Origin of the sequence: Methylobacterium sp. Leaf112, assembly GCF_001423295.1 — a bacterium.
Classification (GTDB): Bacteria; Pseudomonadota; Alphaproteobacteria; order Rhizobiales; family Beijerinckiaceae; genus Methylobacterium.
Map to the genome: position 1 here is coordinate 69,343 of NZ_LMNG01000033.1, position 15,140 is coordinate 84,482.

Annotated in this window: 12 protein-coding genes and 1 pseudogene; 6 read left to right on the top strand and 7 right to left on the bottom strand. The window is 67.0% G+C overall.

The genetic code is table 11. The features are described 5' to 3' along the window. Window positions 1-3: 3 nt before the first annotated feature. Together ASF52_RS19800 and ASF52_RS19805 are read right to left on the bottom strand one after the other, a co-directional pair. Window positions 4-1,509, bottom strand: a complete 1,506-nt coding sequence (locus tag ASF52_RS19800; RefSeq protein ID WP_056175875.1) for a glycerol-3-phosphate dehydrogenase — start codon at window positions 1,507-1,509, stop codon at window positions 4-6. A 117-nt stretch (window positions 1,510-1,626) separates the two neighbouring features. Further along, window positions 1,627-1,872, bottom strand: a complete 246-nt coding sequence (locus ASF52_RS19805; RefSeq protein ID WP_056175878.1) for a hypothetical protein — start codon at window positions 1,870-1,872, stop codon at window positions 1,627-1,629. 416 nt (window positions 1,873-2,288) lie between these two features. On the opposite strand from ASF52_RS19805, the gene ASF52_RS19810 reads away from it, so the two are divergent. Both ASF52_RS19810 and ASF52_RS19815 read left to right on the top strand, forming a co-directional pair. Beyond that, on the top strand, window positions 2,289-3,182 hold the full coding sequence (locus tag ASF52_RS19810) for an SMP-30/gluconolactonase/LRE family protein (protein WP_244473878.1): 894 nt from the start codon (window positions 2,289-2,291) through the stop codon (window positions 3,180-3,182). Window positions 3,183-3,255: 73 nt separating this feature from the next. After that, complete coding sequence (locus ASF52_RS19815) at window positions 3,256-5,082, top strand: glycoside hydrolase family 15 protein (protein WP_056175884.1); 1,827 nt, start codon at window positions 3,256-3,258, stop codon at window positions 5,080-5,082. Window positions 5,083-5,105: 23 nt separating this feature from the next. On the opposite strand, the gene ASF52_RS19820 is transcribed toward ASF52_RS19815, so the two are convergent. From ASF52_RS19820 to ASF52_RS23365, 4 genes and pseudogenes are all read right to left on the bottom strand, one after another. Next, window positions 5,106-6,719: a PepSY-associated TM helix domain-containing protein gene (locus tag ASF52_RS19820; protein ID WP_056175887.1), complete on the bottom strand. Its 1,614-nt coding sequence runs from the start codon at window positions 6,717-6,719 to the stop codon at window positions 5,106-5,108. Window positions 6,720-6,736: 17 nt separating this feature from the next. After that, a complete protein-coding gene (locus ASF52_RS19825) occupies window positions 6,737-9,004 on the bottom strand; it encodes a TonB-dependent siderophore receptor (protein WP_443136706.1) in 2,268 nt (755 codons plus the stop codon). Between the two features lie 699 nt (window positions 9,005-9,703). After that, window positions 9,704-10,009: a TonB-dependent receptor gene (locus tag ASF52_RS23360; protein WP_056175891.1), complete on the bottom strand. Its 306-nt coding sequence runs from the start codon at window positions 10,007-10,009 to the stop codon at window positions 9,704-9,706. 79 nt (window positions 10,010-10,088) lie between these two features. Next, window positions 10,089-10,322: pseudogene (locus tag ASF52_RS23365) on the bottom strand (TonB-dependent receptor plug domain-containing protein); the annotation flags it as partial. Window positions 10,323-10,347: 25 nt separating this feature from the next. Here ASF52_RS23365 and ASF52_RS23370 point away from each other — a divergent pair. The 4 genes from ASF52_RS23370 to cynS all read left to right on the top strand — a co-directional run bounded on the left by ASF52_RS23370 (window position 10,348) and on the right by cynS (window position 12,342). Then, entirely contained in the window at window positions 10,348-10,947 is a 600-nt protein-coding gene (locus ASF52_RS23370) for a helix-turn-helix domain-containing protein (protein ID WP_244473879.1), read from the top strand. 195 nt (window positions 10,948-11,142) lie between these two features. Further along, on the top strand, window positions 11,143-11,268 hold the full coding sequence (locus ASF52_RS23565; protein WP_274533806.1) for a hypothetical protein: 126 nt from the start codon (window positions 11,143-11,145) through the stop codon (window positions 11,266-11,268). A 143-nt stretch (window positions 11,269-11,411) separates the two neighbouring features. Then, a complete protein-coding gene (locus tag ASF52_RS19840; RefSeq protein ID WP_056175897.1) occupies window positions 11,412-11,678 on the top strand; it encodes a hypothetical protein in 267 nt (88 codons plus the stop codon). 175 nt (window positions 11,679-11,853) lie between these two features. After that, on the top strand, window positions 11,854-12,342 hold the full coding sequence (gene cynS, locus ASF52_RS19845; RefSeq protein WP_056175899.1) for a cyanase: 489 nt from the start codon (window positions 11,854-11,856) through the stop codon (window positions 12,340-12,342). A 69-nt stretch (window positions 12,343-12,411) separates the two neighbouring features. Here cynS and ASF52_RS19850 read toward each other — a convergent pair whose 3' ends face one another. Then, on the bottom strand, window positions 12,412-14,631 hold the full coding sequence (locus ASF52_RS19850) for a sensor domain-containing phosphodiesterase (protein WP_056175905.1): 2,220 nt from the start codon (window positions 14,629-14,631) through the stop codon (window positions 12,412-12,414). Window positions 14,632-15,140 lie beyond the last annotated feature (509 nt).

Here is a 15,140-nt window from a genome sequence, read left to right on the forward strand (position 1 = left end):
GCGTCAGGCCGCGCTGGCGACACGGTGGAGATAGGCGTCGAGGGTGGCAACCTCGGACGGCCGGACGCGCAATCCGAGCTTCGAGCGTCGCCAGAGGATGTCCTCGGCGGTGCGCGCCCATTCGACCCGCACGAGGTAGTCGACTTCGGCCCGCGTCAGGTCGGCGCCGAAGACTTCGCCGAGGCCGGCTGGAGCGGTGGCGGTCCCGAGAATTTCCCTCGCGCGGGTCCCATAGGCCCCTGCCAGCCGCGCTGCATGCCCCGGGGCGAGCCATGGCGCCGCGCCCCGAAGCCTTGCGACCAGGGCCGGCATCCCGTCGCGTGAGAAATCACCGCCCGGAAGCGTGCTTCCTGCTGTCCAGGCCGGGGCAGCGGGAAGGTGGACTTTCAACCGGTCGAGGGCGTGCTCGGCGAGGCGCCGATAGGTGGTGATCTTTCCGCCGAACACCGACAGCAGTGGCGCTTCGCCATCCGGTGCATCGAGGTCGAGCCTGTAGTCGCGCGTGGCCGCCTGGGCCGCGCCGGCCCCATCGTCGTGGAGCGGGCGCACCCCCGAGAAGCTCCGGACCACGTGCTCCGGTCGTACGGGTGCGCGAAACCACCGGCTCGCCGCATCGCAGAGATAGGCGATCTCCTCGGGGCCCGCCGCGACCTGGGCCGGGTCGTCGGCATAGTCGCGGTCGGTGGTGCCGATGAGGGTGAAATCCCCCTCGTAGGGTATCGCGAAGACGATGCGCCCATCGCCGTTCTGGAACAGGTAGGCGCGGTCATGGGTGAACAGGGCCGGTACCACGATATGGCTGCCCTGGACGAGGCGGATGGCGGCCCGCGTGTTGCGGCCGACGATCCCCGACAGCACGTCCGCGACCCAGGGGCCGGCGGCGTTGACGAGCACCCGGGCACGCACGACGGCGTTTCCTCCGGCCGCCCCCGTCTCGATCTCCCAGAGACCGTTCGTCCGGCGCGCCCGCATCACTTTCGTGCGGGTGTGGATCGCGGCACCGCGCTCGGCGGCATCCAGGGCATTCAGAACGACGAGCCGGGCATCGTCGACCCAGCAATCGGAATACTCGAATGCCCGCGACGGTCCGGCCCGCAGGGGCGATCCGGCGGGATCGCGGGCGAGGTCGAAGGCGCGGGTCGGGGGCAGGTCACGGCGGCTGCCGAGATGGTCGTACAGGAAGAGCCCGAGGCGCAGGAGCCAGGCCGGGCGCTGCTCTGCCGTCTGCGGCAGGACGAACCGCAAGGGGCGAATGATGTGCGGGGCCATGCCCCACAGAATCTCGCGCTCGATCAGCGCCTCGCGGACGAGCCGGAAAGCACCCTGTTCGAGGTAGCGCAAGCCGCCGTGGATGAGTTTCGTCGAGGCCGACGAGGTGGCGCCCGCGAGATCGCCCTGCTCGAAGAGAACGACGCGCGCGCCGCGCCCCGCTGCGTCCCGCGCGATACCGCAGCCATTCACCCCGCCGCCGATGATGGCGAGATCGTAGGGATGGACGTCCTCCGTCACGAGACCTCCGGGCCGAAATCGCTTCCCCGGGCCGGTGTCGCGCGCGACGGAGACCGGACCGCCCGCATCCTTCCACGAGGTCGGCCCCGTCGTCGACCGTGACGGAAACGCCCGGTTTCAGGCGGCCAGGGGCAGGACCAACGGTTCGGCCTCGACGGTCGAGACGGCAGCGGCGCAGCGGGGGCCGAACAGCGCGGCGTAGAGAGCCGTCGGGTTGTGGCTCCGCCCACTCGCATCGACGATGCGGACATCCGACATGCCGGCGGTGAGGAGGGACAGCCCCTGCTCGAGGGCACTGACGATCGAACCGTGCTGGTAGGAGAGCGCGCGCAGCGAAATCCGCGCGTGGACGGTGAAGCTCACGGTTCAGATCCTATGATGGCCGCCGAGCCGGCACGGGGCCGGCCCCGATGCAGGGTGTGGAAAACGACGGGGAAGGGAGCGTTCGATATCGGCCCGTTCGATCCGGTGGATCGTTGCGGCGGCCGGCCGTGCATGTGACCGGCAATAATGTCCAAGTCTTGACGAAGTCCTTACGAAATCATGGTGCCCGCCCATTGAACTTCACGAACCGCTGGATCTGTCAGGCGTGCTGTCTGGCCACGCAGGGGGTCGCCGGTTCTGCAGGGGGGATAGGTCGATGCGCGGGGGGGAAGGATTTTCCGCGCGCCTCAAACGTGCGCGGATAAGCACAACCGATCGGCCTTTGGCGTTGATCCGAAAGGAACTTTTGCCCCCATGCGGGCGTCATCGACCGCCGATCACAGCGGGAGATGCGGGTGACGACCGAACCGACGATCCGTGTTCTCGACGCCCCCCGGTGCCATCTCGGCGAGGGGCCGAGCTACGACCCGGCAACGGATACGGCCTGGTGGGTCGATATCCTGGACCGACGCCTGTTCGAAATGCCCCTTTGGGAGGGGGCCGGGCCCGTACGCGTCCACGACCTGCCGTTCATGGCTAGCCACATCGCCGCCATCGACGGAGCGCGCCACCTCCTGGCGGGTGAGGACGGTCTCTATGTCCGCACGCTCTTAGATGGCCGTCTGACGCGTCACTGCGCCCTGGAGGACGACGATCCGTCCACCCGTGCCAATGACGGCCGCGTGCACCCGAGCGGTGCCCTCTGGATCGGCACCATGGGACGCGACGCCGAGCGAGGGCGCGGCGCGATCTATCACGTCGCCGGCACCAGGGTGACGCGGTTGTATTCCGGGATCACGATCCCGAACGGCATCGCGTTCTCGCCCGATGGCCAGGTCGGATACTTCGTCGATACAATGGAGGGCGTGCTTCGGCGCGTCGCCGTCGATCCCGCCACCGGTATTCCGGTGGGGGAGCCGGACACCCATTACCACCACGGCGACGGCACGGGTGGCATCGACGGGGCGGCGGTGGACGCGGACGGGGTGATCTGGACGGCGCGCTTCGGTGCTGCCTGCCTCGACGCCTATAACCCGGCGGGAGACCGCATCCGCACCGTTCCGGTGCCGCCGCGCCAGCCGACCTGCCCGACCTTCGCCGGGCGCGACCTCGACCAGCTTTTGGTGACCTCGGCCTACGAGGGCCTGGACGAGGCGGAGCGTGCCGCAGACCCGGAGCACGGCCGGACGCTCCTCGTCGGCATCGGTGCACGCGGGCTGCTCGAACCGGCGTTCCGTCTCACCGCCTGACTGAACCGGTGTTCCGCATCCCACATTTCCACAGAGCGGGCGGCCGCCGAGCAGTGCCCCGCACAGGATCCCCATGACAGCGTTCGGCGACCGGCCCTACCAGCCCATCGAGGCCTATGCCCTCATCGGAAACTGCGAGGGCTGTGCCCTCGTCGCCCGCGATGGCGGTATCGACTGGGCCTGCCTCGAACGCTTCGACGCGGACCCGACCTTTTCGCGGCTCCTCGACCGGACGCGCGGCGGATACTTCACCCTTCAGCCAGCGGAGCGATTCGAGACGGCGCGGCAGTACGTGAGCCGCACCAACATCCTGGAAACGACGTTCACCACCCCGAGCGGCCTCGTCACCGTGCACGACTTCATGGTTCCGAGGCAGGCCGGCGTGGACCGCCCCCGCCTCGTGCGCCTCGTCACCGGTGTGTCCGGCGCCGTCCCGATGGTGGCGCTCTACCGCCCCCTCGACGGATTCGCGGAGAGTTTCGCGGATCTGATGATTACGGACGGCCAGGTGACTGCCCCGGATCACCCCCATCTCGTGTCCGATGCGGCGTTCACCGTCGAGGACGGCATCGCGGTGGCCCGCTTCACCGTGGAGGGCGGCCAAGATGTCGGCTTCGCGCTCTATCTCCATGCAACCCCGGCTGCCCTGCCGAAGCTGCGCGACCTGCTGCAGGTGACACGTCGGGCCTGGTCGCTGTGGACGGAGGACGCGGCCTATCGTGGGCCGCTCGCCGATGAACTCATCCGCTCCGCCCTGGTCCTCAAGGCCCTGACCTACGAGCCCACCGGCGCCATCGTGGCGGCGGCCACGACCTCGCTGCCGGAAGAGATCGGCGGCATTCGCAACTGGGATTACCGCTTCTGCTGGATCCGCGACGCGTGCCTGTCGTTCTACGTCCTGAAGAAGTTCGGCATGATCGGAGAGGCGGAGGCGTTCTTCGGCTTCGTGGCCGATCTGGCCGACCGCAACACCGGCGCCCTCGCGCCGCTCTATAGCATCGCCGGCGAGGCGGATCTCACCGAGCGCACCATCACGCATTTCGAGGGCTGGCGCGGCAGTGCGCCCGTGCGCCATGGCAACGAGGCGGCCGAGCAGCACCAGAGCGACGCCTACGGTCAGGTGCTCGATCTCATCTATCTCTACGAGCGCCTCGGCGGCACCCTGAGCGGGTCGATGCGGGCGCACGGCGCGAAACTCGCCGACTTCTCGGCCGCGTATTGGAACGAGCCCGATGCCGGCCTGTGGGAGCCGCGCAAGCCGGAGCAACGCTACCTCCATGCCGCGATCATGAACTGGGTCGCCCTCGACCGGGCGATCCGTCTTTTCGGCGAGCGGCCGGACTGGTGTCGTGAGCGCGACCGGATCGTCGCCTGCGTCAACGGAAAGGCGGTTCACGCGGCGGGTTACTATCCGCAGTTCATCGGCAGCGACGATGTCGATGCCGCGCTCCTCATCGCCCCCATGGTGGGTTTTCCCGTGGACGAGGCGGTGTTCGCCCGCACCGTCGACGAAATCATCGCCCGCCTCGGGCACGATCATCTGGTGTACCGTTACAAGACCGACGACGGGCTGCCGGGGCATGAGGGCACGTTCGTGATCTGCGCGTTCTGGCTCGTCGACGCCCTGCTTTGGCTCGGGCGCGACGGCGAGGCCCGGACCCGCTTCGAGGCCCTGCGCGCCCTTCAGAACGATGTCGGGCTCTACGCCGAGGAGGTGGCGGAGGACGGGACGTTCCTCGGGAACTTCCCGCAGGCGTTCAGCCACCTCGCCTTCATTCACAGCGCGCTGATGCTCGACCTGTTCGACCATGGCGGCCGTGCGGCCCTGAAGGGCACCTACGCCGACCGCTCCTTGCGCGAGACCGCGGCGCGGCGGGCACCGAGCTTGACCACGGCCTAACGCGGATCAGGTCCTGACGCGGATCAGGTCATGGCAGCGTGACGCTCGGCGGCTTGGTGTCCGGCGGGTGCGATCGTTGCGCGGGGCGCCTGCACGGTGGCGGTGCGCCGGTTCGCACCCGGCCCCTGGTAACGTCCGACCTTGCGGGCGCAGAGGGCGAACAGGGCGGCGAGCGCCAGCAGAACGCCGTCGAACCACAGGAAGAGCGCGGCATCGCCCGTCCCCGTGCGGAGAGGGTGCGCGGGCATGGTGGCGACGTCGATCACCGGCACCGCGAGGGTGAGCATCGCCAGCACCGCCATCGCCTCGACCCAAGCCCTGCGCTGCGGCCGGGCGAGGGGAAGCAGGATGGCGAGCGCCCAGGTGCAGAAGAAGGCGTAGACCTCCCAATCGGCCCGGCCGACCAACCCGACGGGCAGGAGACGGTTGGCGAGGAAGTAGGCGGCGATGCCCCCCGGCAGGCCCGCGACGGTGCCGATGTTGAGGGCCTGGACGAGACGCAAGCCGAGGAACGGCTGCGTGCCGGGCTTCGGCAGGCGCGCCACCGACCACAGGATCAGACCCGTCGCCACCATGGCGCTGCCCATGAGGCCGCAGACGAAGAACAGGATACGCAGGGCCGTGCCGGCGAAATGCGCCTCGTGCAGGCCGACCATGGTGGTGAAGGTCTCGGCTGCTGGCTTGAGACCACCCTGCAGGACCTCCACGACGGCCCCCGTCGTGCCGTCGAAGGCGACCTGCGGATGCGCGTGCGACAGGCCGTGCGGCTCCTCGAACACCGCCACCACGGTGGCGTTGGCGTCCTTCGGGTTGATGACGGAGAGGCGTTCGAGGGGCTCGGAGACGAGTGCCGTCGCCCGGGTCACCATTGGTCCGACGGGTGCGAGCTGTCCGGGGCGCCCGGCGGCTGGGCGTTGCGCCGTGATCTGTCCGCTCTCGGCGTAGAACGTCTGATTGTCGCCCCGATACGCGGTGGTCACGCCCCACGGCATGTACATCAGCGCGAGGGTGACGATTCCCGTGTAGGTGATCATCAGGTGGAACGGCAGGGCGAGCACGCCGGTGACGTTGTGGGCGTCGAGCCAGCCGCGCTGGGCCGACTTGTCCCGCCGCAGGGTGAAGAAATCCGCGAAGATCCGCCGATGGGTGACGATGCCGGACACGATGGCCACCAGCATGATCATCGCGCAGATGCCGACGATCCAGCGGCCCCAGAGGGGCGGCATGTGCAGTTCGAAGTGGAATCGGTAGAGGAAATCGCCGCCCTTGGTGTCCCGCATGAGGGCCGGGGCACCGGTCACCGGGTCGAGGACGGCATGGCCCGGTGGCGTGCCGGGCTTCGTGCGCCAGAACAGATCGAGGACGGGGCTCTCGGCCCGGGGCAGGCCGATGAACCAGATCCGGGCGTTCGGCGCGTGCTCGGTCATGTAGGCGACGCCGATCTCGGCGGCCTTCGCCAAAGCGGCCGGATCGGTGGCCGCCGAGACATGCTGCAACTCGGGCCGCATCCAGCGCGAGAGGTCGGCCCGATAGTAGCTCGCCGTCCCGGTCACGAAGACCGCCAACAGCACCCAGCCGACGATGAGGCCGGCCCAGGTGTGCAGCCAGGCCATGGATTGGCGAAAGCCGTTCTTCATGTCCGGCTCCCTGAACCTTACCAGCGGTAGCGCAGGGTCGCGTAGACCGTGCGCGGCAAGCCGTAATAGCAGCTCGTGTAGCCGTTACACCCACTGACGTAGCGCTCGTCGAGGAGGTTGGTGGCGTTGACCTGCATGGAGAAGCCCTGGAGCGAGGGATCGAGATACTTCAGGTCGTAGGAGGCCGTCGCATCCACCAGCACGCTCTCGGGCACCTTGAAGGTGTTGGCGGCGTCTCCCCAGGACGGTCCGAGGTAGCGCACGCCGCCACCGATCTCGAGGCCGAGCATCGGTCCGTCGAGGAAGCGGTAGGTGGCCAGCAGCGAGGCGGTCTTGTCCGGCACCAGTACGGGACGGCGGCCTTCGAGGGCCACGTTCTGCTGGGTTAGGTCGTTCAGGGTCCTTCCGTCGTCACGCACGTTGACGGCGTCGAGAACCGAGAAGCCGCCGATGAGGCTGAGACCTTCGGCGAGGTTCGCCCGTGCCTCGAACTCGAAGCCCTGCACGCCGACCTGCCCGGTCTGCAGCACGAAGCCGGTGGGACGGCCGAGGGTCGTGTCGGCTGTGGTCCGGTTCGACTGGCGGATGTCGAAGGCCGCCGCGGTGAGCAGGATGTCGGTCCCGGGGGGCTGATACTTGATGCCGGCCTCGTACTGGTCGCTCAGTTGCGGGTCGGGGATACGCCCGACGCTGCCGAAGGCGGTGTCGAAGACGCGACCTGCGACGATGGGCTCGAAGGCCTGACTGTAGGAGACGTACGGGGCCACGCCGGAATCGAACAGGTAGAGCAGGCTCGCCCGGCCGGTGAAGGCGTCGGCCGGCGCATCCTGGAGCGTCAGCGTGCTGGTGTTCGCCGCGAGGTTGAAGGATCGGGTCGGACCGGTCTGGCTCGCGACATCGTAGCGTCCGCCCAACGTGAGGACGAGACGGTCGAACTTCGCTTGGTCCTGGAAGTAGACGCCGGTCTGCTGCGCATCGACACGCGATGCGGTGTTGAAGGCCGGGAACGCGATGTTCATCGCGTAGTCCGGCGCGAGGGCGTTGAGGCTCGGCGCCGTCGGGAACGGCGTCCCGAGGGTCCGGGTGCTGAAGGTACGGTGGTCGACGCCCACCAAGGCCGTATGGGCGATGAAGCCCGTGTCGAAGGTCATCACCGCGTTGGTGTCCATGGTGTAGGCTTCGGCATCGACCTGTGTGCCGATGACCGCGCGCGGCAGCAGCGGGCCGGACGCGAAGGGCCCGTTGAGTGGGCTGAAGGCGCTGTAGACGCTGCGGTAGTCGCCCTGCGTGCGCAGGTACCGGCCGGCGGAGTGGAACCGGAGGTTCTCGTTCACGCTGTGGTCGAACAGGTACTCGATGGAGGCCTGGGTGCGGTCGGAGCGCTCGATGTTGCGGTCGCCGTCATAGAAGTTGACGGGGAGGCGACCGATGACGCCGCTGCCGAAGTTGCGCGGGAACACCGTGCCGACCGCCGGGAAGCCGCCGTAGAAGCCCGAGAACGGATCGCGCTGGTAGTTGCCGATGATGGTCAGCGAGGTGTCGGAGGACGGACGCCACGTCACGCTCGGGTTGATCAGCACACGCTCGACGCGTGTCGTGTCCACGGGGCCGTCGCCGTTCCAGCCGAAGCCGACGATGCGATAGGCGAACTGGTCGGCGAGACCGGGCACGTCGGAATGGATCGGGCCGCCGACATCGACGCCGCCGCGGACCTCGTTGAATCCCCCGCCCTGCACGAAGATCTCGCCGTGCTCCACGAAGCGCGGCACCTTCGAGACGAGGTTGACGATGCCGCCTGGACCCGACTGGCCGTAGAGCACCGAGGCCGGGCCCTTGATGACGTCGATGCGCTCCAAGCGGTAGGGATCGACACTGGCGTTGGCATCGCGCCCACCGAGCAGCGCCATGCCGTCGAGGAAGACCGGAGCGTTGAAGCCGCGAATGAGGAACTGTTCGAGGCGGGTCGAGCCGGCTCCGCCGCGTTGCTCCGTGGTGACGCCGGGCGTGTAGCGCAGCGCTTGGTTGATGGTCAGCGCGTTGGCGTCCTCGATCTGCTTGCGCCCGATCACCGAGACCGATTGCGCCGTCTCCAGGATCGGCGTGTCGGTCTTCGTGGCGACCACGCTGCGAGAGGCGACGTAACCCGGCACGGCTCCGAGGGCGCCCCCCGGATCGGTTCCGGCGACGGCCGGCCCGCGGCCAACCCCCTCGACGGACAGGGTATCGAGCGTCACGGTCTGGGCAGCGGGCTGAGCAGAAGCCCCGCCGGCGGACAGGCCGCTCATGGCGACGCTCGAAAGCAACACCAGGACAATCAAGCGTTGACCGCTCGGTTGCATCCGCATCTCGCAAGACTTCGCAGGAACGTTATCCACGGGATTTCTGACTCGCACTGGAACTCGATGAACGCCTGCGCCGGATTGGAATAGTTCTACTTGAGGCATCGGCGCACTCTTTTCATTGGCCATGGCTGCCGAGCGCTGCAAGCGCTATGTTCTGGATCTATTCCAAATCCAAAATACAAAATCATGCCTCGTCCGGGCCTATGCCCTCCTCCATGCGCGGCCTCTGAATGGCGGCTGCGACGGGGGCGCCGGTTCTGCCGGCGCAACGTGCGTCCGCGCGATACCAGAGCGGATCCCGGTGCGGCGGCCTGCACCGAGTCGGCTCGATATGCCCGGGACCGGTACGGCGGTTTCGTGACTGGAACGAGCGTATTCGCCCAGGAAAAAAGCTCTCGCCCGCCTCAAGGCGGAGGTTTCCCTACATCGTCATCGGCTCGGTTTTCGGTGTCGCCGATGCATTTATGCATCGCCCAGGTGACGCCAGCGGTGGATAACTCTTGATTGGCCGAACGCGACGTTCACCGGCCGGTGGTTTCGATCAGATAACCATCCAACGATGCGCGCCCCCACCGTGCCCCTGAATTTCACCGGTCGGTCTACCTGGCACGTCGATGCCGAGGGATGTCCTGACGACCGCGTTCAGAACGCCAGCTTCATCCCACTGCCGATGTTGCGTGGGGCACCGGCGAGGAGCGAGCCGGGCGTGGCGGCGAGCACCGCGGCCGCGTTCTGCAGGCAGGTTCGGGGATCGACGCTGTTGGCGAGGTTCTGGGCCGAGGCCGCGTAGGTGCGGTCGAGGAGGTTGCGGGCTGCGAGATAGAGGATGACTCGCTTGGCATACGGGCCGGGCAGATCGACGGCGTAAGGCACGCTGGCGTTGAGGATCATGTCGCTGGGGGTCGTGAGCAGATCGGCGCTGTCGAGGAAGGCCCCGTCCTGGGCCACGGCCTCGACGAACGTTCCGAACCCATTGAATGGGCCACCGGCCTGCTCGTAGCCGAGCCGCGCCAGACCGTGGTGGTTGTCCGGGGTCGGTGCCGACTTCGTAGCCGTCGATCTCGCGGCTCGTCGGGGTGCGCAGGGCGATGGCGCCGCCGGTGGAATAGTTGCCGAACAGCGCCGATTGCGGCCCCCGGAACACGTCGATGCGTTCGGAGTTGCGGGGATCGACAGGGTCGAGGCGCGACACGCCATCGGGCTGGATCAGGGGAAAGCCGTCTTCCAGAGCGACGGTGTTGCGCATGACGCGTGCGGCGCGGGGGGCTGCCGCGGATGTGCGCGGAATGGTGTCGCCGTTCATCAATCTCCACGGCTTGGTGCTGTCAGCGAGCGGGAACGCCCTGTTTCGGGATCTTCTGCAATCTTTGGCGCGCACTGGTGCGACCACGGGAGACCGGACGGAGGCGACCGCCACCGCGACCTTAGGCGCCCTGCTTGGCACGACCCTGGGAGTCAGTGCTGGAAACGTGAGCGGCATGCCGCTTTTTGATGCAGCAAAGCGCAGCCAGATGCCCGGCTCCATCGAAGCGAACCTCGCTCGCCTCGATCTCATCGCCGAGTTGATCGCGTTGCGGACGGGTGTGTCGCGCAGCGTGCACTACCGCATGTTCGAGCCCCTCGGCGGCTTCGCGACTCGGGTGCGGCATCGCCGGCTCCACCCGATGCGCCGGGCCCTGTCCCGTGGGGACGACGTGCGTTCACTCCGGGAGGTCGCCTGGACCACCGGCTTCACCAGTGCGAGCCACGCCAATCGCAGTTTCCTGGAGGCGTTCGGGATGACGCCGGGCGAGTTCCGCCTGTGCATCGTGGTCGCTGGTGCAGGTCCTGCCCGGGATGCTTCGCCGAAAGCGAGCTTCAAGCGCTGGTTCGTCGAGGTCCGCTAATCCGTCTCCGCGAAGGCGGACCGCATGTTTGGGATGTATCGCGATCAGAATGGAACGTTGAGGCAACGCCAATCGATTGCTGCGTTCCCGACCGATCCCTAGAAGAAGCTTCTCCACCGCTGAGCAGGCCTGTGCTTCTCGGCGTTCCGAGGAGTGTGTCCCGTGTATCGTCTCCAAATCAGATCCGCCGACGCGATGGTTTGGCGTGCCCCCCAGACCCTCGAAACCTCGCTCCTCGCCGACGCGATGCAACTGGCCGATCGGCTGGCCCGGGCCTGCCGCTGGACGGCGCCGCCGAGCCGCAATGCGACGCGGACCTGAGTCGTCGAACTCACCGATGAGACCGGCGGCACCTTCTATCGCGCCCCGGTACTTCAGGCCTTCAGCCGCCAGTCCCGTTTCACTCATCGATCGTTGCCGGCCGGCGGATTGGTGCCATCGTCTCGCATAGGATGTTTCCGCCCATGGCTCGCCTCACGAAGACACTTCTCGTTCTCGGTCCCCTTCTGGTTCCGACCGTCGCGCAAGCGGATCCCTCGGCGATCCGCGAAGTTCTCAAGCGGTCCTGTACGGGGGATTACCTCGAGCATTGCGGCGACCACGCGCCGGGTGGTCCTGAGGTGGAGGCCTGCTTCCGGGAGAACATCAAGAAGCTCACGCCCGCCTGCGCTTCGGCGATCACGGCCTACAAGCGCGAGCAGAAGGTCAAGCGCGCGACGGAAGTGCATTGACACGGGCACCCGTCGCAGGCGCCGTCGCCTGACCGGAGAGTCCAGGGGTCGGTCCGGTGACCCGTTCCACCCCGTTCGGGCCGTGGGCGCGGTGGCATGACCCTTGATGACAGGTTGGTCCGCACATGGATGCCGCCCCTCGCGGCGCTGCGACCGCGACAATCTGGAGACGAGTATGAAGCGTGAAGACCTCACCGAGAAGCTCCTCGACATCAAGCGCGAGAAGGGCTGGACCTGGAAGCATATTCAGGCCGAGATCGGTGGCATTTCGCCGATCCTGATCACTGCCGCGTGCATGGGGCAGATGAAGCTGCCGAAGGCACAGGCGGCGAAGGCGGCGGCCCTGTTCGGCCTCACCCAGGCCGAGGAGCGGATGCTCAACGAGGCACCGTATCGCGGCTCGATTCCGCAGATGCCCCCCACCGACCCCCTGATCTACCGCTTCTACGAACTGGTGATGGTTTACGGTACCACCTGGAAGGAGCTGATCCAGGAGGATTTCGGCGACGGCATCATGTCGGCCATCGACTTCAACATGACCATGGAGCGTGAGCCGAACAACAAGGGCGACCGGGTGAAGATGAATCTCTCGGGTAAGTTCCTGCCCTACAAATATTACGACAACGAGGACGGTGTGCCCGAGTACGGCTTCAAGGAAAGCTGAAATCGCGCACTCGATAGCGAGAGGCGGGGTCCGGGCGTTCGACCGGATGCACGCCTCCCGCAACCGCAATCAGGCGGCGAGCCGGACCGGACCGCCTTCGATCAACCGTGCGATATCCTTGGCCGGTTGCGGCGGATGGAACAGGAAACCCTGTACATCGGTGCAGCCCGCCGCCCGCACGAAGGCCAACTGCTCCTCCGTCTCGACGCCCTCGGCGGTCACCCGTGCTCCGAGATCCACCGCCAGCGCCACGATCGCGCGCGTGATGGCGACGGTCCGTGGATTCGACATGCCGACGACGAAAGACCGGTCGATCTTGATGGTGTCGAAACTGAAGTTGTGCAGGTAGCTCAGGCTCGAATACCCGGTTCCAAAATCGTCGAGGGCGATGCGGACCCCGAGTTTGCGCAGGCGCCGCATGGTCCGGCTCACCGTTTCGGTCTTCTGCATCAGGATCGTCTCGGTGATCTCGAGTTCGAGGCGGTGCGGTGGCAGGCCCGAGGCCGCGAGGGCGTGCAGGACCGTCTCTTCCATGCTGATCTGCTGGAATTGCAGCGCCGAGACGTTGACCGCGACCCGCACGTGGTCGGGCCACGCGGCCGCCTCCCGGCAGGCTTCCTTCAGGACCCAGGCGCCGAGGGAGATGATGAGGCCGCTCTCCTCGGCCAGCGGAATGAACTCGCTCGGCGCCAGTTCGCCCCTGCGGGGATGGCGCCACCGCATCAGGGCCTCGAACCCCGCGATGGTACCCGTCGCCAGGTCTATGATGGGCTGGTAGTTCAGCAGGAAGCCACCCCGCTTCATCGCGCCCTGCATCTCCGCCTTGAGGGGACCCGGATGCGTCGACGCCGGATCGGCCGCCGGATCGTGGAAGCGGTGGGTGTTCCGCCCGGCGGCTTTCGCCTGATACAGGGCCATATCCGAGCGCTTGAACAGCGCCACGGCATCGAGGGCGCCCCCGCTTTCGAGGGCGATGCCGATGCTGGCCCCGACGCTCATGCTGTGGCCGTTGAAGCCGATGGGGCGGTTGATCGCCTCGATGATGCGCCTTGCGAGGATGCTTGCATCGTTCCGCGTCTCGATCCGGCCCAGGATGATGGCGAATTCATCGCCGCCGAGGCGGGCCACCGTGTCGGTTTCGCGCACGACGGCGAGGAGGCGCGCGGCGATGATCTGCAGCAGGTGGTCTCCGGCGGGATGACCGAGGGTGTCGTTCACGAGCTTGAACCGATCGAGGTCGCAGGTGAGGACGGCGACCCGGGTGCCGTGCTGCGCCGCGTAACGGGTCTCCTCCGCCAGACGTTCCCAGAACAGGGTTCGGTTAGGCAGGTCCGTCAGGGGATCGTGCAGGGCGAGATAAGCGATGCGCCGTTCATCGGCCTTGCGCTCGGTGATGTCGCGCAGGGAGGTCACGTATCCGGCCGGTGCGCCCGTCATGGGATCGCGCGCGAGGCTCTGCGACACGTCCATGAACACCCACGTCCCGTCCTTGCGCCGGTAGCGCTGGCAGGTGGAGGCATGCTCCACCCGGCCGCTGGTGAGGTCGTCGAGGACGCGGCTGAAGTTCCCCGCATCGTCGGGATGAACGAAGTCGAGGGGTTTCGTGCCCAGCATTTCCTCGGGCGTGTAACCGAGTACCGTCCGGATGGAGGGCGAGACGTACAGACGCGTGGTATCGAGCCCCGACCACAGGATCACATCCGTAGTGGTCTCGGCCAGGAGCCGGAAGCGTTGCTCGCTATCCCGCAAGGCGCTCTCCGCCTTGAGGCGCCTGGCCGCGTCCGCCTCACCGTCGACCCGAGCCTCGTGAAGGCGCAGGTGTGCTTCGACGATGAGGGCCAGGTCCCTGAGTTGGCGCGCGTGTCGCTCGGTGAAATCCGGCCTCGGCGTACAGTCCATGATGCAGAAGGTGCCGAGGTTGAACCCGGAACCCAGGGCGAGCGGCACGCCGGCATAGAAGCGGGCATTGGGTGGCCCGGCCACGAGCGGACTTTCGGCGGATCGGGGATCTCCCGTGAGATCGTGAATGATCAGCGGTGAACCGGCTTGATTCTGGATCGTCAGATCGCAGAACGCACCCTCTCGGTCGATGCCCTCCCCGTCGACACCCCACTTGGCCTTGAACCAGACGCGCGTCTCATCGACGAGGAGCACCAGGACCATGGGCACGTCGAACATGTCGGAGGCGATGCGGCACACGGCGTCGAGATGCGGCTCGGGCGTGGACCCGAGGATGCGCAGGCGATGCAGGGCGTCCAACCGTTCCTGCTCGTGGGTGGGATGCACCATGGACATCGCGCTCCTGCCTTGCGTGTCTTGCAACCAGGACGCAGCCTGAGTGCGAACTTCTAGCTTCGATCGAACCTGATCGATGTTAGTGTGAAGTTATGGAAGAGAAACTCGCCTTTCAGTTGATCTGCGACTATGGTTTGAAAGTGCTTAAGATCGTGAGGCTACAAGCATCGGGGCGGTCGTCGCGTACCCCCGATGGCAGGCCGAGCGGTCGTGGTTAAGTGCCTGATCGATCTCGATCATCGCGTGGTCCGGAGGGGCACCAGAAACACGGCTGGTTGGCTCTGGCAACATCCAAGCCTTCCGTTGAAGAATGTTCGGGGATGTGGATAGCGATTCATCTGGCGATACATGTCGCCTCAGTAGCATTCGCCAGATGTACTATTTCAAGCTTTCTCGTACGCCACGAAAGGGCGCGAATCCGATGCGGATGTTGCTGCGGAGCACGGGACGTTCGACGGCTCTTGCATCGGGCAGGCGGCGCATTTGCAACGGAGGGGTGAGAA

What these genes read in the sequence shown, in the direction of transcription:
- ASF52_RS19815 (WP_056175884.1), top strand. Translation starts at nt 3,256, where the DNA reads ATGACAGCGTTCGGCGACCGGCCCTACCAGCCCATCGAGGCCTATGCC.
- ASF52_RS19820 (WP_056175887.1), bottom strand. Translation starts at nt 6,719, where the DNA reads ATGAAGAACGGCTTTCGCCAATCCATGGCCTGGCTGCACACCTGGGCC.
- ASF52_RS19825 (WP_443136706.1), bottom strand. Translation starts at nt 9,004, where the DNA reads ATGAGCGGCCTGTCCGCCGGCGGGGCTTCTGCTCAGCCCGCTGCCCAG.
- ASF52_RS23370 (WP_244473879.1), top strand. Translation starts at nt 10,348, where the DNA reads ATGGTGTCGCCGTTCATCAATCTCCACGGCTTGGTGCTGTCAGCGAGC.
- ASF52_RS23565 (WP_274533806.1), top strand. Translation starts at nt 11,143, where the DNA reads ATGGTTTGGCGTGCCCCCCAGACCCTCGAAACCTCGCTCCTCGCCGAC.
- ASF52_RS19840 (WP_056175897.1), top strand. Translation starts at nt 11,412, where the DNA reads ATGGCTCGCCTCACGAAGACACTTCTCGTTCTCGGTCCCCTTCTGGTT.
- cynS (WP_056175899.1), top strand. Translation starts at nt 11,854, where the DNA reads ATGAAGCGTGAAGACCTCACCGAGAAGCTCCTCGACATCAAGCGCGAG.
- ASF52_RS19850 (WP_056175905.1), bottom strand. Translation starts at nt 14,631, where the DNA reads ATGGTGCATCCCACCCACGAGCAGGAACGGTTGGACGCCCTGCATCGC.